The organism is Devosia sp. RR2S18 (assembly GCF_030177755.1).
Classification (GTDB): Bacteria; Pseudomonadota; Alphaproteobacteria; order Rhizobiales; family Devosiaceae; genus Devosia; species Devosia rhizosphaerae.
The window spans coordinates 900,964-921,841 of the sequence record NZ_CP126539.1; the positions used below are offsets into that span (position 1 = coordinate 900,964).

Consider the following 20,878-nt stretch of genomic DNA (forward strand, 5'->3'; position numbering starts at 1 on the left):
TCATGCTCGGTTATGCTGCGCGGCGCGTGCTTTCGGCGATCCCGATTGCACTGATAGCCGTTACGGTTTGCTTTTTTGTGCTGCGCCTGGCCCCTGGTGGTCCCTTCGATGGCGAACGCGCCTTGCCACCCACGGTGCTCGCCAATCTGCGCGCCCATTACAATCTCGATCAGCCGCTGGTTGTGCAGTATTTCATCTATCTTGGGCGCCTGTTGCAGGGCGACCTCGGCCCCTCCATGGTGATTGATGGCTTCAACGTAAGTCAGCTGATTGCGATTGGTTTTCCCTTCACCCTCACTATGGCGATGACCGCCTTCGTGATCGCCACCCTTATCGGCGTACTGGCGGGCATGATCGCTGCCGTGAACCAGAACAAGTGGCCAGATTATATGCTGGTGCTGACGGTGATGATCGGCGTGGTTATCCCGAACTTCCTCATGGCGGCCCTGCTGCAATTGTGGTTCGGCGTTTATCTCGGCTGGTTGCCCGCCGGTGGCTGGGTCAATGGCTCGTGGCTGCATCTGGTGCTGCCGGTGACCGTTCTCGCCTGGCCGCATGCCGCCCGCATCTCTCGGCTCATGCGTGGGTCCATGATCGAGGTATTGGGTACCAATTATGTTCGTACCGCCCGCTCCAAGGGCCTTGGCCAGCGCCTCGTCATGGCGCGGCATGCCATCAAGCCGGCCCTGCTTCCGGTCGTGAGCTATCTCGGGCCGGGTCTCTCTTATCTTCTGACAGGCTCGCTTGCAGTCGAGCAGGTTTTCGGCCTGCCCGGCATCGGCAAGTACTTTGTGACTGCGGCGCTCAACCGCGACTACGGCATCGTACTGGGAACGACCATCCTCTACATGTTCATCATCCTCGCGCTTAATCTGATTGTCGACCTCGTCTACGCCTGGCTCGACCCCAAGGTGAGGTACCGCTGATGGCTGGGATCACAGGCAAGGACGAAGTCCTCACCACCTACGCTCGAAAGCTCGAGACGCTTGATGCTCCCAAAGGCCGTTCGCTGACGCAGGACGCCTTGCGCCGCCTCTCGCGCAACAAGGCTGCGGTCGCATCGATTGCAATTGTCATCTTCATTGTCCTGGCGGCCTTTATCGGCCCCTATTTCGTGCCATGGAGCTATTCGGAGGTCGACTGGACCGCTATCCGCAAGCCCCCCGACTTCGAGAAGGGCCACTTCTTCGGCACCGATCAGAACGGCCGAGACATGCTGGCGCGTGTGCTGCAGGGCACGCAGATGAGCCTGATAGTTGCCGGCGTCGCCACTGTGGTGTCCGTCGTCATCGGCATCATCTATGGCGCTGTCGCTGGCTATCTCGGTGGCAGGGTCGATGCCATCATGATGCGCATCGTCGACATCATGTATGCTCTGCCCTACATTCTCTTCGTCATCATTCTGGTGGTGATGTTCGGCCGGAATCCGGTGCTGCTCTTTGTGGGCATTGGTGCGATCGAGTGGCTGACCATGGCACGTATCGTACGCGGGCAGACCCTTTCTCTCAAAGAGAAGGAATTCGTAGAGGCGGCACGAGCCGGTGGCGCCAAGCCTTGGACCATCATCACGCGGCACATCGTGCCGAACTTGACCGGGCCAGTGGTGATCTATGCCACGCTTACCATCCCGGAGATCATTATTGCCGAGAGCTTCCTCTCCTATTTGGGCCTGGGTGTTCAGGAACCGCAGACCTCACTGGGAACGCTGATCTCGTTTGGTGCGCCCGTCGCCGAGGTGCTCCCCTGGATGTTACTCGCACCAGCCGGCGTGCTGGTGACTCTCTTGCTGTGCCTCACCTATATCGGGGATGGGCTGCGTGACGCGCTCGACCCCAAGGACCGTTAGCCACATGAATACTGTTCTATCCGTCGAGGATATGTCGGTCACCTTCGCGCTCCACGACAGCGAAGTGCAGGCTGTCCGTGAAATGAACTTCAGCCTGTCTCCCGGCGAGACCCTCGCCGTGGTGGGCGAGAGCGGTTCGGGCAAAAGCCAAGCCTTTCTCGCCATCATGGGCTTGCTCGCCAAGAACGGTCGCGCTTCGGGGCGCGCCATGCTGGGAGACCTCAACCTTGTGGGGCTCGATACCAATCGCCTCGACAAGGTTCGAGGCAAGGACATCGCGATGATCTTCCAGGATCCGATGACCTCGCTCAATCCAAGCCTCAAGGTGAAGACCCAATTGGCCGAGGTCTTGGTCAAGCACCGGGCTTTCGATCGTGACAAGGCCTTTCGCACCTCTGTCGAGATGCTGGAGCGCGTAGGCATTCCCGAGCCCGCCAAGCGTGCTAATGCCTTCCCGCACGAAATGAGCGGCGGTATGCGCCAGCGCGTGATGATCGCCATGGCGCTCCTCTGCCAGCCCAAAATCCTGATCGCCGACGAGCCCACAACGGCGCTCGATGTGACGGTGCAGGCGCAGATGCTCGACCTCTTCAAGTCGCTGACCGAGGATTTCGGCACCGCGCTCGTGCTCATCACTCACGATCTGGGCGTGGTCGCCGGGGTCGCCGACAAGATGATGGTCATGTATGGCGGACGCGCCGTGGAAAAGGGGAGTGTCGACGATCTCTTTTACGATCCGCGCCACCCCTATACGCTGGGCCTCCTCCATTCGACGCCCCATATCGCCAAGCGCGCAGTGCGGCTCGATCCGATCCAAGGGCTGCCGCCGAGCCTTGAGAACCTGCCCAAGGGCTGTTCGTTTAATCCGCGCTGCGCCTTCTGCTTTGACCGGTGCCTCGAAGAGCGCCCTCCGCTGATGGACACCGGCAATGGCCGGCAGAAGGCGTGTTTCTATGAAGGGCCCATGGAATATGGGAAGGTGGCTTGATGAACCAGCCCGCCGTCAACCTGCTTGAGATCAAGGATCTCAAAAAGACGTTCTCGATCTCCTCGGGTCTCTTCAGCCGTCCACTGACGCTGACAGCCCTGACCGACATCAACTTCTCCATCCGCAAGGGTGAGACGCTCGGCATTGTGGGGGAAAGCGGCTGCGGAAAATCGACTCTGGGGCGCTGCATTCTGCAGTTGATCGCCCCCGATGAGGGCCAGGTGCTCTGGCTGGGGCAGGATCTCACCAAGCTGCCAGCTGAGGAAATGCGTCGGCGGCGGCAGGACCTCCAGATTATCTTCCAGGACCCGCTGGCCTCGCTCAACCCGCGCATGACCGTGGGCGAGATCATCGCGGACCCGCTCCGCACGCTGCGGCCGGAAATGAAACCCGAACAACGCCGCGCCCGCGTCCTCAAGATCATGGAATCGGTTGGACTTCTCCCCGAGATGATCAACCGCTATCCGCACGAGTTCTCGGGCGGGCAAGCGCAGCGCATCGGTATTGCCCGGGCGCTCATCACCGAACCCAAGCTCATCGTCTGTGACGAGCCGGTCTCGGCGCTGGACGTTTCGATCCAGGCGCAGATCCTCAACCTGCTCGCAGAGCTAAAGGATGAGTTCGGGCTGACGCTGATCTTTATCTCGCACAATCTATCGGTCGTGCGGCATGTGTCCGATCGTATCCTGGTGCTCTACCTTGGCCGCATCGTTGAGTTGGCCACGGGCGACGAGATCTATAGCGACCCCAAGCATCCCTATACGCGGGCACTGCTGACGGCCGTACCGATACCCGATCCTAAGCTCGCCCGGCAGCGCAATATCGATGCGCTGCAGGGTGAGATTCCCTCGCCGATCAATCCACCCTCAGGCTGTCCCTTCCGCACACGGTGTCGCTTTGCCAAGCCCTACTGCGCCGAAAAACGTCCGCCGCTTGAGACCATCGAAGGCGGTCGGTTGGTGGCATGCCACCGCTGGCGCGAGATTGAGGTCCCACAAGCGGCTGTGTTGGGCGCTTAGGCGCCCACCGCTTTAAGTCGCCTATTCTGAGGGTGGACCACCCGTGGCGGCGCTCTGCACATCCTGGTTCAAATTGGGGTTGCGCATCAACCCGAAGACGAGTGCCGCGATGGCCACAAGGATAAAGAAGCCCCCAGTCCAGGGGCCGTTCGCAATAATCATGAAGTAGAGCCCCACCAGCAGCAACGCCATGTGGATGCTGAACCACTTCAGCAGGTTCATGAAACCATTGTAGGTCTGAATGTGCGCCGGATAATCCATTTGCCCTCCGCTCAGCGGCGGCGGCTGGATGGCAGGATCGGGACTTACGGGTCTGATCTCGGACATATTAGTGCTCCTCTTTCGAGGAAATAAGCGCGAGCCCCCGCGAAATGTTGCGCGGCAAACCGAAGTTTCTCCAAGGTTTTTTGCGCCGGTACGGGTGAGTGCTCTAGCTTGGCTGTACCAAGCGGACACTGCGGCGCTCAGCGGCGCTTTGGGCCACCACTCGGCGGCGCCGGTCAGGTCCCTTGAAGTCCTCATTGTCGATGAAGCAGCGAGGGTGCGCCGCAATCGCATCAAGACGCGTCTGGAGGTGGCTGGCGGCAAAGGGCTTGCGCAGGAACTCGGTGACGCCCGCGTCGCGGGCGTCTGCGATCCGCTTGGCCTCTGGCGTCGAACTCATCATGATGATGGGGATGTGGCGGTTCCGGCAGTCCGTAGCCGACCGCAGCCTGCGGGTAAATGCCACGCCATCAAGCCTCGGCAAATCCATGTCGATGATGAGGAGATCAAAGGGACGCCGCTGCAGCTCGATCATGGTCCGGTCCGCGTCATAGGCTTCGCGAATGTCCTTGCGGCCAATCGTGCGCAACATGACACCGATGAGGGCTGCCATGTGGGCGGAGGGATCGGCGACAAGCACGCCGCGCTTGGTAATCTGCTCCATCCCCATGGCCTGCGGTCCCCTGTTCTTGCTCACTCCATCTTAGCTGGCTTTCGCCTATGAGCGGTTAATCTGCCCGGTTGTGCAGAACGCGCGAAAGTGTGGCATGGGCTCCATTTCCTTGTCTGCTGCGCGTTGACAGAGCAGGGCTCTTTCTCTAAGACACGCCTCAAGTTCCGGGCGCCTAGGCGCCCCTTTTGTTTGACCGAGGAATCGACCGATGAAGATCCGCAACTCGCTGAAGGCGTTGATGACTCGCCACCGCGCGAACAAGCTCGTCCGCCGCCGCGGCCGGGTATACATCATCAACAAGGTGGACAAGCGCTTCAAGGCCCGTCAGGGCTAAGAGAGAGCTGCCATAGAGTTTGTAAAGCCCGCGAAAGCGGGCTTTACTGTTTTTGGGTATTCGTGCGGTTAGGAGCCGGGGCATGCGGCGCTCACATACGCTCAGCATCTCGATCCAGCGAGACTACGAAGGCGTCTACCGTTTTCTGGCCGACCCACGGAACTACCCGAAATGGTCTGTGGCGGAGGCAGAGGGTTTTGCGCAGCTGCCCAATGGCGATTGGGGAGGTGAAACGACGTTTGGCTTCCGCCATTTCCGCTTCACGCCTGTTAACCCCTACGGCGTTCTGGACCACGCCATATTTCGCTCAGGCGAGGAACCGCTCTTTACGCCGATGCGCGTCATGCCGAACCAGGAAGCGACGGAATTGATCTTCGTCTTCTTCCAGCGCGATGGCATGAGCGACGAGCAGTTCGCCTCCAGCATCGAATGGATCACTACTGACTTCTGGACGCTGAAAAGCCTTCTCGAGACCTAGCCAGAAACGAAAAGGCCCGCTCGAGGCGGGCCTTCCAAGATTGGTGCTGCCAACCAGCAATTAGCTCGAGCCAGCGCCATCCTGGCGAACAAAGGCGATCCGCAGCATGTTGGTGGCGCCGGGCGTTCCCAGCGGGATGCCGGCGGTGATCGCAATGCGGTCGCCGGGGCGGGCAAAGCCCTCCTGGTAGGCGATAACACAGGCGCGGTCGACCATGTCTTCAAGGCTCACAGCGTCCTCGGTCTGGACGCAGTGCACGCCCCAAACCACGGACATGCGGCGGATGGTGCGCTGATTGGGCGAGAGCACGATGATGGGCTTGCTCGGCCGTTCACGGGCGGCACGGATGCCAGTCGACCCAGAGGCCGTGTAGGTGACGATGGCGGCAAGATCGAGCGTCTCGGCAACCTGGCGGGTAGCCGCCGAGATTGCGTCGGCAGCGGTCGCTTCCGGCTCGGTCTGCGCGGCGCGGATGATGCCGCGATAATTCGCATCGCCTTCCACGGCAATGGCCACCTTGTTCATGGTGGAGACCGCTTCTACCGGATACTGACCGGATGCAGATTCGGCCGACAGCATGATCGCGTCCGCGCCTTCAAAGACCGCGATGGAAACGTCCGATACCTCGGCGCGGGTGGGGACCGGCGCGGTGATCATGGATTCGAGCATCTGGGTGGCGACCACCACCGGCTTGCCATAGCGGCGCGCCATGCGGATCATGCGCTTCTGCAGGCCAGGTACGGTCTCGAGCGGCAGTTCAACACCGAGGTCGCCACGTGCAACCATGATGGCGTCGCACAGCTTGATGATTTCTTCTAGCCGATCGATCGCCTGGGGCTTTTCGATCTTGGCCATAACGCCCGCACGACCCTGCACGATTTTGCGCACGTCGATAATGTCTTCGGGACGCTGCACGAAGGAAAGCGCGATCCAGTCGGCCTCGCATTTGAGGCCTTCGAGCAGGTCCGCATGATCCTTCTCGGTCAGCGCGCCGGTCGGCAGCAGCGTGTCGGGAAGGCTCACACCCTTCTTGTCGGATAGCTTGCCGCCATAGACCACTTCGGTCTCGATCACGCCATTGCCCACCTTGGTGGCCCGGAGCTGCAGCTTGCCATCATCGAGCAGCAGGCGATCACCGACGGACACGCTTTCAATGATCTCGGGGTGAGGCAAGTAGACGCGTTCGGAATTGCCGTTGTCGTCCTTGTTGCTGTCGAGCGTGAACTTCTGCCCGGCGACAAGATTGACGGCGCCTTCAGCAAATTTCCACACCCGCAGCTTGGGACCCTGCAGGTCGACGAGAATGCCGAGAGGATGGTTGAGCCGCTTTTCGACATTGCGGATGCGCTCGACGGTCTGGCGCAGCACGTCGTGGCTGGCGTGGCTCATGTTGATGCGGAACACATCAGCGCCGGCCTTGGCCAATTCCTCGATCATCTTCTCCTCGTGGCTGGCAGGCCCGAGCGTGGCGACGATCTTTGCGCGTCTCATCCGTCTCATTGCGTGTCCGTTTCTTCGGTCTGTGAATTGTCGTCCGTCGGCGCGTCTAGGGTCACGTCGTCTGGGTCGACAAGAAATGCTGGGTCTTCCAAGTCCTCGGCAGCTTCCGGATCGACCACTGCAGGTCCACCATTGTTCTCGGTCAGTTGCAGCGTCCAGTCAGTCCGGTTCTGTGTATCGATTTCAAAGAAGCCAGTGCGCTCATAGCCACGAGCGAGGCAATCCTCAACCCCGAAGATTGTGAAAGTCTCGTCACGTGTGCACATGAATACCGAACCGTCCCAGGCGCCACCTGCGATATCGTCGACCGCATAGATGTAATAGAAGCGCCGCTCCAGGTCGCCTTGGTACAGTACGCGGCAGTCGCCGGGAGGGGCCTGCCACCAGCCTTCGCTCATCCAGCCCCGTTCAGCGCGGTAGCCGAGGGCCACGGAAATCAGATTGGCCGTCTCGTTGCAGACCCGGAGATCGGCTTTGGCCGGCAGGGTGGCAAACCCCACCGTGGCCAGGGTCGCGCCGATCAGGATCGTGCCGAGGCGAAGTTTGTGCAAGACAGTGCCGGAATTCATTGAGAAGTGAGTGCCTTCTTTGAGCCCAAGGTGACGCTTTGGTCAATGGCTAGCCCGACCTTTTGACCGAATTGCGGGGAGCAAGGCGCGCGGGGTGTGGATTGGCCGATAAAGGGGTTGAACGGGGCAGCGCACTAGGGTTGAACCGGGCCTCGAAACAACAGGAAAGTGGCCATGGCCGTCGAAGACAGCGTTGCCCAGGACCAGCTCCGGGCCTTCATAGAGCGCATTGAGCGCATGGAAGAAGAAAAAGCGGCCATCGCCGCCGACATCAAGGAGATCTATGCCGAAGCCAAGGGCAATGGTTTCGACACCAAGATCCTCCGCAAGATCGTGACCATCCGCAAGCAGGATGCCAATGAGCGCATGGAGCAGGAAGCCTTGCTGGAGCTCTATATGAGTGCGCTGGGTATGGTCGAGGCGCCGCCGGAGCGCTGAGTTCCTGAACGACTCTCAACGCGTTTTTTGCGGCTCGCCGGTTTCCCGGCGGGCCGTTAGCTTATCTGGGCGAGGGCCGCGGCTTTGGCGGCTTCGTCATAGCCCAGCGTCGTCAAGGCGGTCGAGACGATGCCAGACCGGTCGAGCCCGGCTGCGGCATACATGTCAGACTGCGAAGCATGCTCGTCGAAGCGGTCGGGGATCATCAGCGGGCGGAAGCGCAGCTTGCCATCGAGCAGGCCATTGCTGGCGAGGAAAGTCGCGACATGGCTGCCGAAGCCCCCGATCGATCCTTCCTCGGTGCTGAGGAGGACATCATGGCTGGATGCCAGCTTGGCGATGAGTTCTTCATCCAGCGGCTTGAGGAAGCGCGCGTCGGCGATCGTGGGATTGAGGCCAAGCGCTGCAAGCTTGTCAGCGGCTGCCAGCACTTCGCTCAGGCGTGTGCCATAGGAGAGGATGGCGATTGTGCTACCCTGGCGGACAATACGGCCCTTGCCGATGACGAGCTTTTCGCCACGAGCCGGCATGTCGACGCCCATGCCTTCGCCCCGCGGGTAACGAAAAGCGATAGGGCCGTCGTCGTAGGCGGCGGCGGTGGCCACCATGTGCCGCAATTCCGCTTCATCGGCCGCCGCCATTTGCACAAGGCCCGGAATGGCGCCGAGATAGGCAGCGTCATAATTGCCCGCATGGGTCGGGCCGTCGGCACCAACGAAGCCGGCGCGATCTATGGCAAAACGGACCGGCAGGCTTTGGATGGCAACGTCATGCACCACCTGGTCATAGGCGCGTTGCAGGAAAGTTGAGTAGATGGCACAGAAGGGCCGCATGCCTTCGCTCGCGAGACCGGCAGCGAAGGTTACCGCATGCTGTTCGGCAATGCCGACGTCGAACGTGCGAGTAGGATAGATTTCAGAGAACTTGTCGAGGCCGGTACCGGAGGGCATGGCCGCGTTGATCGCGACGATCCGTAGATCGTCCGCCGCTTCCTGGATCAAGCTCTCGGCAAACACCGAGGTGTAGGACGGCGCATTGGAGACCGCCTTGGCCTGAGCGCCAGTGATGACGTTGAACTTGGAGACGCCGTGATATTTGTCAGCAGCGTCCTCGGCGGGCGCATAGCCCTTGCCCTTCTTGGTCACCACATGGATGAGGATCGGGCCATCGATGCTGTCGCGGACATTGTCGAGCACCGGCAGCAGGTGATCGAGATTGTGCCCGTCGATCGGGCCGACATAGTAAAAGCCCAGCTCCTCGAATAGCGTACCGCCGGTAAGGAAGGACCGCGCGAATTCCTCGGTGCGCCGCGCCGGCTCATGCAACATCTTGGGCAGCTTGGTGACGAAGCTCTTGGCCGCTTCACGGGCACCACGATAAACTGGCCCCGAAACGAGCCGCGCCAGATAGGCACTCATTGCCCCTGTCGGCGGGGCGATCGACATGTCGTTGTCGTTGAGGATGACGACCAGCCGAGCGTCCATTGCGCCGGCGTTGTTCATGGCCTCATAGGCCATGCCCGCGGACATGGCGCCATCACCGATCACCGCCACGACATTGCGCGGGGTTTCCGTCAGCTTGCTGGCAACCGCCATACCCAGACCAGCTGAAATCGAGGTCGATGAATGCCCAGCGCCAAAGGGATCGTATTCGCTCTCGGCGCGACGCGTAAACCCGGAGAGCCCATGCTTTTGGCGAAGCGTGCGAATGCGATCGCGTCGGCCGGTCAAGATCTTGTGCGGATAGGCCTGATGCCCGACATCCCAGATGATGCGGTCATGCGGCGTGTCGAAGACGGCATGAAGCGCCACCGTCAGTTCCACCACGCCCAGGCCGGCCCCCAGATGCCCGCCCGTCACCGAAACGGCGTCGATCATTTCGTCGCGCAGTTCATCAGCGAGCTGGCGGAGATCTTCGCGGGGGAGGGCACGCAGATCGGCGGGGCTGTTGACCGTATCGAGTAGCGGTGTCTGAAGCTTGTCTGCCAAGCTGGCAATCCTTCGCCTAAACGGGGCACATCAGGGTTCTTTAGGACGCAGCATCTTGCTTGGCAACACAAGGACCGCGTTGCGCCCAAATGGTCTGGCGAGGAGATAGGTTGCCCAGGCGGCGCAATTGCGGCCGCCCTGATGATCTCAGTTAGCTGCGGCGAACTTGTTGTGCGGCAATCCCTGCGGGACATCGCCGACGCCCATCACCGGAACCATATGGCCCAGCTCGGTCGTAGGATCGAAGTCCGCTTCGTCGTGATCCCAGATGATGGCGAAGTGGCTGGAGTCGAGCGCGGCCGGTTCCATGAAGACATCAGCAACGTGCTCCAGGTCCGGTGCCACGAGCTCGGGCTTGCGGAGCGCCTTGGCCGCGGGTTGCTGCGCGACATGCTTGGCCAATGCGTCGGCAACGGCAGCGTTGCTGCTCTGCTGAGCGGCGCCAAAGGTGCCGTCGAACAGTGTTGCCAGCGTATTGGCGGGTGGCTGGCCCAAAGCAGCTGTCTGAACGGACGATCCGATGGGCGGCAGAACAGGGCGGCGAACGGTAGGCCGCGGCGGAGGAGTCACTGCGGCCGCAGTGCTGTTGTTGTTGATCAGCATCTCCAGGGCTTTTTGCGCCTCGGGGTCCTGCGGCAGCGTGGGTAGATAGGCCGTGACCGTCGTCTGTTCGGTCATGTGAATGCGAGGCTCGGGAATGGGGGGGGCGGTCAGCGCGGCAAGGGCCGTCACCGCATCGTTCGCCGATCCGCTGGCGTCCGTTGCCTGCTGGAGCGCGGCGGATTTGAGCACAGGCATGGGCGGGATGGAGCCGGTAAGTAACTCGCTCTCGTCCAGCGGAGCGCTTCCCGTGGTCGAGAACGGAATGGCCTCCGGCGTGGTGGCGGAAGCCAACTGCACGTTAGCGCCGCCCAGCTCGCTGGGGCGCATAAAGGGCGTCGGCGCCATTTGCGGGCTGGTGCTGGCCTGGGGCACGGAGGCGACCTGAACCGGCGCTGCGGCAGCCTGCACGGCTAGTGCGGGTGCCGCTGGGGCGCTCACGCCGGCGGACTGCTTGTTGCCACCAAAGAACATGTCGACCAAGGTGCGCCCGCTGCCGGCACTGGCCACCTGCGTCCCTGAGCTGCCGCCATTGCAGGGCACCGAGTGGCAGCGTTTCCACTCGGCCATGGCTAGCTGGTAGCCTTCCTGGGAGAGCGGCTTGCCATCGGTGGGGAGGTGCACGGTCCGGCCGTCGGGGAAGATTTCCTTGAGCTGGGCGCGGGTCATGCGGGGCCAGGCGCGCACCGAACCGGTGTCGAGGTGGACGAACGGGCTGCCCGAGCTCGGATAATAGCCGACACCACCGACCTGCTTGCGCATGGCAACGGCGCGCAGCTTGGCCAAGGGAACGCCGGGGATAAAGAAATCCATGGCGTTGCCCTTGGTGTGCTGCGAATTCTCGGCGACGCCGGAGGAGGTTTGACGCAGCATCTCATTGGTCTTGGGCGAGCGGTAGGCCGAAACAATGTGCACGGGCTGAGTGCCGCCGACTTCCTGATAAACCTCCCAGACGAGATCGAAGAGCCGCGGATCCATCTTGGCCGGCTCGTTGCGGCGCCAGTCGCGCAGGAAATAGTTAAGCTCGTTGAGGCCGGATTGGACGTAATTGCCATTCCGCTTGAAGACGATGCGCGCCGTCTCCTTAGTGTGCGTGTAGTAGAGGTACAGCGCCCGCTCGGTCGCGGCGCTGGCGGGCACCACAAAGTGCGGTAGGATCACGGTGAGGCTCATAATGGCGGCGAGCACAAGCCGCACGACACGGTTCCGTTTCAACAAAGAAGTCCCCGTCACGCTGTACACTGCCCGGTTCATTGCCAGTCTCTGCAAGACGCTAGCGCAAAAGTGGATCGATTTGATTAACGCTAACGAGACCACACCACGGTTTTCCCGGGCTCCTCACAGGAAATTTATTAAGGGCAAAAGCGGGCTGAACCAAGGCGAAATTGTAAACGAGACCTTAAGGACAGGTCTCCCGATCAGGGGGCAGGGGCCTGCTGCACGCTCTCTACCGCAGCTACGATGGCAGGATCGAGCGGCGGGGCCCGAAGCCCAAGCGCCTCGATGACCTTGGCATTGTGCCCATAGATGTCGCCAAAGCCCTTAAGCGAGCCATCGTCCTGCGGCCGAACGGTAAAATAGGCCAGGTGCACAGGGATGCGCTGCTCTGGGTTCACCCAGCGCTCGGAAGGGCCAAACATCGCCTCGAGCGAGGCGCGGTTGATGTTGGGCTCGTTGGCCATGAGCGCGTCGGCAAACTCCATTGGGTTCTCCACGCGCACGCAACCATGGCTGAAGGCCCGGACGTCGCGCGCAAACAGCGCCTTGGATGGCGTGTCGTGCAGATAGACATCGTGCTTGTTGGGGAACAGGAACTTGATCTGCCCCAGAGCATTGCCGGGGCCGGGCCGCTGGCGCACCTTGAAGGGGAAGCTGTCGCCAACGGCATACCAGTTCACCTGCCACGGGCTCACGACATCGCCCTGATAGATGAGGTCGTAGTTGTTGGCGTCGAGATAGCTAGGATTGGCGAGCACCTGGGGAGCGATCTCACCATTGGTGATCGAGCTCGGCACGTTCCAATAGGGGTTCACCACGACATGGCGGATGCTGTCAGAGAAGATCGGCGTGCTGTTCTCGGGCGTACCCACCACCACGCGCGTGGTATATTCTTCGGTGTTGCCGCGGTTAATGGACAGGCGAAATTCGGGAATATTGACCAGGACGTGGAAATCGCCCATGTCGCGCGGCATCCAGCGCCAGCGTTCCATGTTGGCAATGATTTCCTCGCGCGTGACAGGCTGGCCGCCATTGAGCGCCGCGAGCGTCGCCGGGCCTAGAACGCCATCGACATGGAGCTCGGCCTCGGCCTGGAAGGTCATCATCGCCTGCGCCAGGGAGTCGTCGTAGAGCGTGCTCTCACCCGCAGCCGGTAGCTCAAGCCGCTGGCGAATGGCCGGGACGCGGGGGTCGCTCATGCCGGGTTTGAGCGTGGGGCCGCCGGCGATCAGCGTCGCCTTTGGCTCGGCACCCGCGCCGAAGCTGGCGAGGGCAGCCTTGAGCGCCAGGAATTCGGGATGCGTCGGCTGCAGCTTGGCGATCACCGCCACCGGGTCGTTGGCGGAAGCAAGCTCGATTAGAAGGCTGGCCTCGTCGAGCTGCTTGGGAGGGAGGTCGAGATTGGTGTCGACTGAACGGGGGTCGAGCCGGCCGGAATAGATGTGCCGGGCATAGCGCATGGTGGCGCGGGAGAATGCCGTTTCCAGCTCGGCAAAGGCGGCAGGATTGCCCACCGCAGCAGCCGGATCGAGATCGGGTGTCAGGTAATCGGCAGGGCGCAGGCCCTCGGCGTTGGCGGACTTGAACAGCGCCAGAATTTTCTCGGCGGTTGCCGAAAAGCTGACCTTGCCGTCGGTGCCCTGGTCGAGCCAGATGGGCTCGAAATACCGTTCTCCATAGAAGAAGTAGAGCTTCTGCGCTTCGCTATGCGCTGCGGTGCCCTCGGTGGCACCCGCATAGGCTGCCGACAGGCCGTCCTTGATGGTCTGGGCAAGGTCCGACTTGGCTGGAGCGATGACCACTGGGGCTTGGTCAAGCGCAGCGACATCCTGGGCGGCGGCGGGCAGAGCCGCGCCAGCGCCAGCTAGGGTGGCGAGGAGGCAGACCAGGACTTTGTTCATGTGAACTCCATGCACGGCAACGCTTTGGCGGCCAAAATCATAGCCACCCGTGCTGTCGATCAATACTCTTGAAACCTTAACAGGAGCAATAACTCGCAAGTTTGTGACACGCCGGTGTGACCGGTCTGCATCATCAGTCGATGGTGCGCGCGAGCAGGTCGAACCAGTTCTTGTGGGCGATGCGCTCCAGGAGATCCTCGCCATAGCCGTGCTGCCGAAGGGCCTCGAAGAGGCGCGGCAGGCCGGCCGCCGAGCCGATGGCGCTGGGCACGTTTGCGCCGTCGAAGTCCGACCCCAGCCCCACGCCCTCTTCGCCCAGCGCTTCAAGCAGCGCATCGAGGTGTCGCACCATGTGCTCGATCTCGGTATCGGCCCGCATTTGGCCGTCGGGACGCAGAAAGCCCGTCGCAAAGTTGAGGCCGACCATGCCTTTGCTCTTGCGGATGACGCGCAGCTGATCGGCAGTCAGATTGCGGGGCGAGGGGCAGAGGGCGTGGACGTTGGAGTGGGTGGCAACGAGGGGAGACGTCGAGAGCTCTGCGATGTCCCAGAAGCCCTTTTCGTTGATATGCGAGAGATCGATGAGGATGCGCTTGTGGTTGCACGCCGCCACGAGCCGCTTGCCTGCTTCGGTCAGCCCAGGTCCGGTATCGGGCGTTCCAGGAAAGCCGAAGGGCACGCCATAGCCAAAGATATTACTGCGGCTCCACACCGGCCCCAGCGACCGCAGGCCAGCCGCATAGAGCACGTCGAGAAAGGCTAGCTCGGCGTCGATCGCTTCCACGCCTTCCATGTGAAGGACGGCCGCAAGCTTGCCCGCCGCCATGGCCTGGCGGATTTCGCTCGTGCTGCGGCAGACAATCAGCGCGCCAGCCTCCTCGAGACGCAGGAGGATGCTGACCTGTTGAGTGGCCAGCGCCCGCGCTTCATCCATGCCAAGCGTGTCCGTGGCAAAACCGGTGAGGCTGGTGGCGGCCGCGGGGGTGCGCTTGGGAGACGGGCAGAACACCGCGAAGAGCCCGCCGGCGAGGTCACCGGCAGTGGCCTTGGGTAAATCGATGTGGCTTGGTTCATAGCCGTCGATGAAGCTGCGGACCGGGTCCACGCCGGCTGGAAGGCTGGCGAGGCGGAGCAGGGCGTCGTTGTGGCCGTCGAAGACGGGAATGCGCATGGCGTAGCTCAGGCTGCAGCGTCGTGAATCAGGTCCTGAGCCAAACCATATTCATGCAGTTTGCGATAGAGCGTGGAGCGGCCGATCTTGAGGGCTCGTGCCACCCTGGACATGCGGCCGCCATGATGTTCGATCGCAAAGACGATCGCCGCGCGCTCGATTTCGGCGAGAGCCGCGATGTCGCCATTGGCATCAAGGAAGCGGTCCTGCGCGGGCACGACGTCTTCGAACTGGCGGGGGCGAGCCGGGGCCATGTCAATGTGCATTGGCGCGGCTGGTTGGATGGCGGTCTCGACAGCGAGCCGCGCCACTTCCCGGCCATTGGCTTGCGCGACGATCTGGGGGAAGTCCATCGGTTCGAGGAAGGCGCCATCGGCCAGAACGACAGCGCGATAGACGACATTCTGTAGCTGCCGGATGTTGCCTGGCCAATCGTAGGCCATAAGCAGATTGAGGGCAGCCGGCGATGCCCCGAGCACGCGCTTGCCGGCCTCTGCAGCGAAGCGGGCGACAAAGAGCGAGACGAGGGCGGGCATATCTTCCATGCGCTCGCGCAGGGGCGGGACATAGATGGGAAAGACGTTGAGACGATAATAGAGGTCCTCGCGGAACTCGCCGGATTTCGCCAGGTTGAGCAGGCGCCGGTTGGTCGCCGAGATCAGCCGCACATTGACGCGTTCGGGGCGGGCCGCACCAATCGGCTCGATCTCGCCCTCCTGAATGGCACGGAGCAGCTTGACCTGCATCTCGTGGGGCAACTCCCCGACCTCGTCGAGGAAGAGCGTACCGTTATGCGCCTCGGCAAATTTGCCGGCCTGGTCGGCCACGGCGCCAGTAAAGGCACCCTTTTTGTGGCCGAACAGCACCGATTCCACGAGATTGGGCGGAATGGCGCCGCAGTTGACGGTGATGAACGGCTTGCCGGCGCGATCGCTGGTCCCCTGAATGATGCGGGCAACCAGTTCCTTGCCGACGCCGGTCTCGCCCTCGATCAGCACTGGAATGGGCGTGCGAGCGGCCTTGCTGCAAAGCGAGAGCACGCGCGCCATGGCGGGTGCCCTGGCGACCATGTCGGCGCTCGTGAAGGTGCCGGTGCGGCGCGCCCGCTCGGCCCGGATCGTGGCCTCGAGTGCATCGAGCTTCATGACGTTGCGCAGGGAAACGATCAGGCGCTCGGGCGCGACTGGCTTGACGAAATAATCGGCCGCGCCGTTGCGCATGGCCGAGACGACGGTCTCAAGCGACGCGTTGGACGTCTGGATGATGACAGGCGTGGTCAGCCCTTCGCGGCGCATGGCGTCGAGCACGCCCATGCCGTCGACGTCGGGCATGACGAGGTCGAGGATCATGGCGCCGATATTGCGGTCATCGCGCAGGATCGCGAGGGCTTGTTCGCCGCCGGTCGCGGTGATCGGCCTGAAGCCGGCATGGTTGGCCACCTCGGCAGTGAGGCGCAGTTGCACCGGATCATCGTCGACTACGAGGACACGCGTCATCCAAACTCCAGTCTTCTTGCTCGGCATCGATTCGTGTGCCGTTTTGGGAGCAAGATGAAGCGAGTGCCTTAAGAGGGGATTAATCATGGCGCCAAGCTCGGTTAGGACGAATACCGACCAGCGATGGCAACCCGCATGCGCAGGCGCTCGTTAGAAGGAAAAAGGAGCGTCCCATGCAGCAATCCAACTATACCGGAACAGAATTCATCGGCGGTTTCTTTGCACTTGCAGGCGGGCTTTGGCTGGCTGGGGCAATCCTGGCGGGCGCGTTGGTCCTTATGGGGCAGGACCGGGTCGACCAAGTCGAGGCTGCGTCCAATCTCACCCCTGTCGCGGAGCAGAACCTGACGCAGTAGCGCCTGCTCGGCCCCTTCACATCCCTCCTGCCGCTGGCTAAGGTCCGCTCCCAATTGGACCTGCCGGAGACAAGAGATGAGCGAAGCCGCCGCCGCCCAGAAGGGGCACAATCAGTTCGGGGCGCTGCCGGTCTGGGACCTGACCGATCTTTACCCAGGCAAGGATAGCCCCGAATTCAAGGCAGCGCTCGAGCAGGCGGCTCAGGACGCCGCCGCTTTCGAGCAAGATTTCAAGGGCAAGCTCATCGAGCTCACTCGTTCGGGCCGGCTGATCCAGGCGATCAAGCGCAGCGAGGAACTGGGCGATCTGTCGGGCCGCATCGGCTCCTTTGCGTTTCTGCAATATGCGCAGAGGTCCACCGATCCGGACCGCGCCAAATTCATGGGCGACACCAATGAAGCGCTGACAAAGCTCTCCACGCGGGTGTTGTTCTTCGAACTCGAGCTCAACCGCATCGATGATGCCGATCTGGAGGCGGCCTTCGAGACAGACCCCGAGCTCGCCCGCTACCGCACCTGGTTTGCCGAACTGCGCAAAGCCAAGCCCTTCCAGCTCGATGACAAGCTCGAAGAGCTGTTCCACGACAAATCTGTCACCGCCTTTTCCGCCTGGAACCGGCTGTTCGACGAAACACTCTCGGCGCTCGAGTTCGAGGTGGATGGCGAGACGCTCAACATGGAGGCCACCCTCCATCTCCTGTCCGAAAAGGACGAGAGCAAGCGTGAAGCAGCGTTCCACGCTTTGGCCAAGACGCTCAAGGAAAATGCACGCCTCTTTACCCACATCACCAATGTCCTGACCAAGGACAAGGAGATCTCGGATCGCTGGCGCGGTTACGAGGATATTGCCGACAGCCGGCACATGGCCAATTCGGTGGAGCGGGAAGTGGTGGATGCGCTGCAGACCGCCGTCCACGCGGCCTATCCCAAGCTCAGCCACCGCTACTACAAGATGAAGGCGAAATGGTTCGGCAAGGATCAGCTCAACGCCTGGGATCGCAATGCGCCGCTGCCCACTAGCGACGAGCGCACTTGGGACTGGGATAGCGCCGTCTCCACCGTCATGGAGGCTTATGGTCAGTTCTCGCCTGAGTTAGCCGACCTCGCCGCGCCGTTCTTCAATTCAGGCTGGATCGATGCGCCGGTCGGCAATGGCAAGCTTTCGGGCGCCTTCGCCCATCCCACGGTGCCGAGCGCGCATCCCTATCTCATGCTCAATTACATGGGGCGCTCGCGCGATATCATGACGCTCGCCCATGAACTGGGTCATGGTGTGCACCAGCGCTTGGCTGCGGCGCAGGGGCCGATCCTTGCCAACACGCCGCTGACGCTGGCCGAGACGGCATCGGTGTTTGGCGAGATGCTCACCTTCCGCTCGCTGCTCGACAAGACTACCAACCCAAAGCAGCGCTTCGCACTCCTCTCCTCCAAGGTGGAGGACATGCTCAACACGGTGGTGCGGCAGATCGCCTTCTACTCCTTCGAGCGCAAGGTGCACACGGCGCGCCGCCAGGGGGAATTGCGCACCGAGGAGATCAACCAGATCTGGCTGGAGGTGCAGACAGAGTCGCTCGGCGAGGGCGTCCAGTTCAACGAGGGCTATGAGGTGTTCTGGGCGTACATCCCTCACTTCATCCATTCTCCCTTCTATGTCTATGCGTATGCCTTTGGTGACTGCCTTGTGAACTCGCTATACGCACAGTATGAGAAGGCGAGCGAAGGCTTTGCGGAGCGCTATTTCGAGCTTCTCAAGGCCGGGGGCAGCAAACACCATTCCGAACTGCTGGCGCCGTTCGGACTCGATGCCAAGGATCCCCAATTCTGGTCCCAGGGACTGGCGGTGATCGAGCGGCTGATCGATGAACTGGAGGCCACCAGCCCCTAAAATTTGCCGGCGCCTTTGGCGTAGACGATAGACGACTGGACCAACGAGGACCTGATGGCCAAAAAGACTGCTATGCCCCATCCCGCCCCACAGCAGGAATCGGTGATGGATTATGTTCAGCACCAAGTAACCTATGACGGCTTCATCGGCTGGGTGAAGTGGTCGGTGATCGGGATGGCGGTCCTCATGGTCGTTCTTTACGTCCTCATCAATCCCTGATCGATCCCGGTTTCAGCAGGCAGTGAACATAGGCCTGCCCCGGCAGGCGGGCAGGAGACGTTCATGAAAATCGCCATTCTCCGCGAGCGCGTCGAAGGAGAAAACCGCGTCGCGGCGACGCCCGAAACCGTGGGCAAGCTGATCGCGCTGGGCGCCGAAGTGGTGGTGGAGCAGGGGGCGGGACTTGGGTCCCGCATTCCCGACGCCGACTATGATGCCGCGGGCGCTACACTCGCGCCTGGTGGCAGCGCTGCCGTAACGGATGCCGACGTAGTCCTGGTGGTTCGCCGCCCGGCCGGTGCTGCGCTCGGGGGGGTGAAGCCCGGCGCCTTGCTGATAGGGGCGCTCGACCCCTATGGCAATGAGGCCGAGATCGCGGCCCTGGCGCAGGCAGGGGTCACCGCCATTGCCATGGAATTCATGCCGCGCATCACCCGCGCGCAGGTGATGGACATTCTCTCCAGCCAAGCCAATCTGGCCGGATACCAGGGCGTAATCGAAGCGGCTGCCGCGTTCGACCGGGCTCTTCCCATGATGATGACGGCCGCGGGCACCGTTCGCCCCGCCAAGGCGTTCGTGATGGGCGCTGGCGTTGCCGGGCTGCAGGCCATTGCGACGGCCAAGCGCCTGGGTGCAGTGGTGTCGGCGACCGATGTTCGCCCAGCGGCCAAGGAGCAGGTCGAGAGCCTTGGCGCCAAGTTCATCGCCGTCGAAGACGAGGAATTTCGCCAAGCCGAGACGGCGGGCGGCTACGCCAAGTCGATGAGCGCGGAATATCAGGCCAAGCAAGCCGAACTCACTGCCCAACACATCGCCAAGCAGGATATTGTCGTCACCACGGCTCTGATCCCCGGGCGCCCGGCGCCACGGCTAGTCACGCGGGAGATGGTTGAGTCCATGGCGCCCGGCTCGGTCATCGTCGATCTCGCCGCCGAGCGTGGTGGCAATGTTGAGCTCACGGTGCCTGGCAAGGTGATCGAGCACAACGGCGTCACCCTTATCGGCTACACCAATATGCAAGGGCGTATCCCCACAACGGCTAGCCAGCTCTACGCCCGCAACCTGCTGTCCTTTCTCGATACGCTGATCGACAAGACGGAAAAGACCCTTGCGATCAATTGGGATGACGAACTTGTTAAGGCCACCGTGCTGACGCGGGATGGCGCAGTGGTGCATCCTAGCTTCGCTGGTGCTACCCCGGCGACGGCAAGCGCTCCCGCTGCCGTACCCAAACCGGCTGATACGACGCCAGCCGCAGGTTTGGTGGCAAAGGAAGCGCCCGCCAAGGCCGGTGCGGCTCAAGCCACGCCGCGCAAGCGACAGCCGCGCAAGAAGGCCGAACCACCTGCCATGGCCGCTGTCCCCCAGCAGCCTGATCAGCCTGACACGGACGATAAACCCAAACCCACCGCGCGTCGGCGCGCTGCAACCAAAAAGGCGGCCGCCGTCATCGATGCGGCTGCGGAAGCCAAAACCGTCGACAAGACGGATGGCCAGAATGCGAAGCAATCTGTCGACAAGGCTCGACAAAAGGCAGCTCGCAAGCGGGCTCCACGCAAGGGAGACGCATAATGCAAGCCACTGCAGAGCAAAGCGCCGATGTGGTCGCCGTTGCGGTACATACCGTGAGCGGCGGAGTGATCGACCCGTTCACCTTCCGACTGGCCATTTTCGTGCTGGCGATCTTTGTGGGCTACTTCGTGGTCTGGAGCGTCACCCCCGCGCTGCATACGCCGCTCATGAGCGTCACCAACGCCATCTCGTCGGTCATCGTGGTCGGCGCGATCCTGGCTGTTGGTGTGCACCTGACGGCTGACTCGAGCTGGGTCAGCAAGCTCTTTGGGTTTATCGCGCTGGTCTTTGCCAGCGTGAATATCTTCGGTGGCTTCCTGGTCACCCAGCGCATGCTGGCCATGTACAAGAAGAAGGGCTGAT

The 20,878-nt window shown here is 62.0% G+C and carries 21 protein-coding genes; 12 read left to right on the forward strand and 9 right to left on the reverse strand.

Annotated features, from left to right (window positions below; genetic code table 11):
- Window positions 1–2 precede the first annotated feature (2 nt).
- Genes QOV41_RS04320 through QOV41_RS04335 form a run of 4 tightly spaced genes read left to right on the forward strand, consistent with a single transcriptional unit; the run spans window position 3 to window position 3,853 of the window.
- Window positions 3–926: an ABC transporter permease subunit gene (locus tag QOV41_RS04320; RefSeq protein WP_284579768.1), complete on the forward strand. Its 924-nt coding sequence runs from the start codon at window positions 3–5 to the stop codon at window positions 924–926.
- Window positions 926–1,846: an ABC transporter permease gene (locus QOV41_RS04325; RefSeq protein WP_284579770.1), complete on the forward strand. Its 921-nt coding sequence runs from the start codon at window positions 926–928 to the stop codon at window positions 1,844–1,846. The genes QOV41_RS04320 and QOV41_RS04325 overlap by 1 nt, the downstream gene beginning before the upstream one ends.
- Before the next feature lie 4 nt (window positions 1,847–1,850).
- Window positions 1,851–2,834 carry an ABC transporter ATP-binding protein gene (locus QOV41_RS04330; protein ID WP_284579771.1) on the forward strand — a complete coding sequence of 328 codons (984 nt, stop codon included), beginning with the start codon at window positions 1,851–1,853 and terminating at the stop codon, window positions 2,832–2,834.
- A complete protein-coding gene (locus tag QOV41_RS04335) occupies window positions 2,834–3,853 on the forward strand; it encodes an ABC transporter ATP-binding protein (protein ID WP_284579772.1) in 1,020 nt (339 codons plus the stop codon). Before QOV41_RS04330 ends, QOV41_RS04335 begins: the two co-directional genes overlap by 1 nt.
- A gap of 21 nt (window positions 3,854–3,874) precedes the next feature.
- On the opposite strand, the gene QOV41_RS04340 is transcribed toward QOV41_RS04335, so the two are convergent.
- Together QOV41_RS04340 and QOV41_RS04345 are read right to left on the reverse strand one after the other, a co-directional pair.
- Window positions 3,875–4,180: an aa3-type cytochrome c oxidase subunit IV gene (locus QOV41_RS04340; RefSeq protein WP_284579773.1), complete on the reverse strand. Its 306-nt coding sequence runs from the start codon at window positions 4,178–4,180 to the stop codon at window positions 3,875–3,877.
- 103 nt (window positions 4,181–4,283) lie between these two features.
- A complete protein-coding gene (locus QOV41_RS04345) occupies window positions 4,284–4,814 on the reverse strand; it encodes a response regulator (protein WP_284579774.1) in 531 nt (176 codons plus the stop codon).
- A 184-nt stretch (window positions 4,815–4,998) separates the two neighbouring features.
- Between QOV41_RS04345 and ykgO the strand changes: the two genes are divergently transcribed.
- Together ykgO and QOV41_RS04355 are read left to right on the forward strand one after the other, a co-directional pair.
- Complete coding sequence (gene ykgO / locus QOV41_RS04350) at window positions 4,999–5,124, forward strand: type B 50S ribosomal protein L36 (protein WP_046105532.1); 126 nt, start codon at window positions 4,999–5,001, stop codon at window positions 5,122–5,124.
- An 82-nt stretch (window positions 5,125–5,206) separates the two neighbouring features.
- Window positions 5,207–5,602, forward strand: coding sequence for a hypothetical protein (locus QOV41_RS04355; protein WP_284579780.1), 396 nt, complete (start codon window positions 5,207–5,209; stop codon window positions 5,600–5,602).
- A 60-nt stretch (window positions 5,603–5,662) separates the two neighbouring features.
- On the opposite strand, the gene pyk is transcribed toward QOV41_RS04355, so the two are convergent.
- Both pyk and QOV41_RS04365 read right to left on the reverse strand, forming a co-directional pair.
- Complete coding sequence (gene pyk / locus QOV41_RS04360) at window positions 5,663–7,102, reverse strand: pyruvate kinase (protein WP_284579782.1); 1,440 nt, start codon at window positions 7,100–7,102, stop codon at window positions 5,663–5,665.
- The gene (locus QOV41_RS04365; RefSeq protein WP_284579783.1) at window positions 7,099–7,653 is read right to left on the reverse strand and encodes a DUF1036 domain-containing protein; all 555 of its coding nucleotides are present in this window, start codon (window positions 7,651–7,653) and stop codon (window positions 7,099–7,101) included. Before QOV41_RS04365 ends, pyk begins: the two co-directional genes overlap by 4 nt.
- 192 nt (window positions 7,654–7,845) lie before the next feature.
- Between QOV41_RS04365 and QOV41_RS04370 the strand changes: the two genes are divergently transcribed.
- Window positions 7,846–8,109, forward strand: coding sequence for a DUF2312 domain-containing protein (locus tag QOV41_RS04370; RefSeq protein ID WP_061907597.1), 264 nt, complete (start codon window positions 7,846–7,848; stop codon window positions 8,107–8,109).
- Between the two features lie 56 nt (window positions 8,110–8,165).
- Here the strand turns inward: QOV41_RS04370 and dxs are convergent, their stop codons facing one another.
- The 5 genes from dxs to QOV41_RS04395 form a co-directional block, all read right to left on the reverse strand.
- Window positions 8,166–10,097, reverse strand: a complete 1,932-nt coding sequence (gene dxs, locus QOV41_RS04375; protein WP_284579787.1) for a 1-deoxy-D-xylulose-5-phosphate synthase — start codon at window positions 10,095–10,097, stop codon at window positions 8,166–8,168.
- 147 nt (window positions 10,098–10,244) lie between these two features.
- Entirely contained in the window at window positions 10,245–11,894 is a 1,650-nt protein-coding gene (locus tag QOV41_RS04380; RefSeq protein ID WP_284579788.1) for a peptidoglycan L,D-endopeptidase MepK, read from the reverse strand.
- Window positions 11,895–12,115: 221 nt separating this feature from the next.
- Window positions 12,116–13,816, reverse strand: a complete 1,701-nt coding sequence (locus tag QOV41_RS04385) for a L,D-transpeptidase family protein (protein ID WP_284579789.1) — start codon at window positions 13,814–13,816, stop codon at window positions 12,116–12,118.
- Window positions 13,817–13,949: 133 nt separating this feature from the next.
- The gene (locus tag QOV41_RS04390; protein WP_284579790.1) at window positions 13,950–14,987 is read right to left on the reverse strand and encodes a dipeptidase; all 1,038 of its coding nucleotides are present in this window, start codon (window positions 14,985–14,987) and stop codon (window positions 13,950–13,952) included.
- Between the two features lie 8 nt (window positions 14,988–14,995).
- Entirely contained in the window at window positions 14,996–16,483 is a 1,488-nt protein-coding gene (locus QOV41_RS04395; protein ID WP_284579791.1) for a sigma-54-dependent transcriptional regulator, read from the reverse strand.
- Window positions 16,484–16,656: 173 nt separating this feature from the next.
- Here QOV41_RS04395 and QOV41_RS04400 point away from each other — a divergent pair, with 173 nt between their 5' ends.
- From QOV41_RS04400 to QOV41_RS04420, 5 genes are all read left to right on the forward strand, one after another.
- The gene (locus QOV41_RS04400) at window positions 16,657–16,839 is read left to right on the forward strand and encodes a hypothetical protein (protein ID WP_284579792.1); all 183 of its coding nucleotides are present in this window, start codon (window positions 16,657–16,659) and stop codon (window positions 16,837–16,839) included.
- A gap of 76 nt (window positions 16,840–16,915) precedes the next feature.
- On the forward strand, window positions 16,916–18,724 hold the full coding sequence (locus tag QOV41_RS04405; protein WP_284579794.1) for a M3 family oligoendopeptidase: 1,809 nt from the start codon (window positions 16,916–16,918) through the stop codon (window positions 18,722–18,724).
- 54 nt (window positions 18,725–18,778) lie between these two features.
- Window positions 18,779–18,943, forward strand: coding sequence for an aa3-type cytochrome c oxidase subunit IV (locus QOV41_RS04410; protein WP_284579795.1), 165 nt, complete (start codon window positions 18,779–18,781; stop codon window positions 18,941–18,943).
- Window positions 18,944–19,006: 63 nt separating this feature from the next.
- Complete coding sequence (locus tag QOV41_RS04415; RefSeq protein ID WP_284579796.1) at window positions 19,007–20,515, forward strand: Re/Si-specific NAD(P)(+) transhydrogenase subunit alpha; 1,509 nt, start codon at window positions 19,007–19,009, stop codon at window positions 20,513–20,515.
- Complete coding sequence (locus QOV41_RS04420) at window positions 20,452–20,877, forward strand: NAD(P) transhydrogenase subunit alpha part 2 (RefSeq protein WP_415926766.1); 426 nt, start codon at window positions 20,452–20,454, stop codon at window positions 20,875–20,877. Before QOV41_RS04415 ends, QOV41_RS04420 begins: the two co-directional genes overlap by 64 nt.
- Window position 20,878 lies beyond the last annotated feature (1 nt).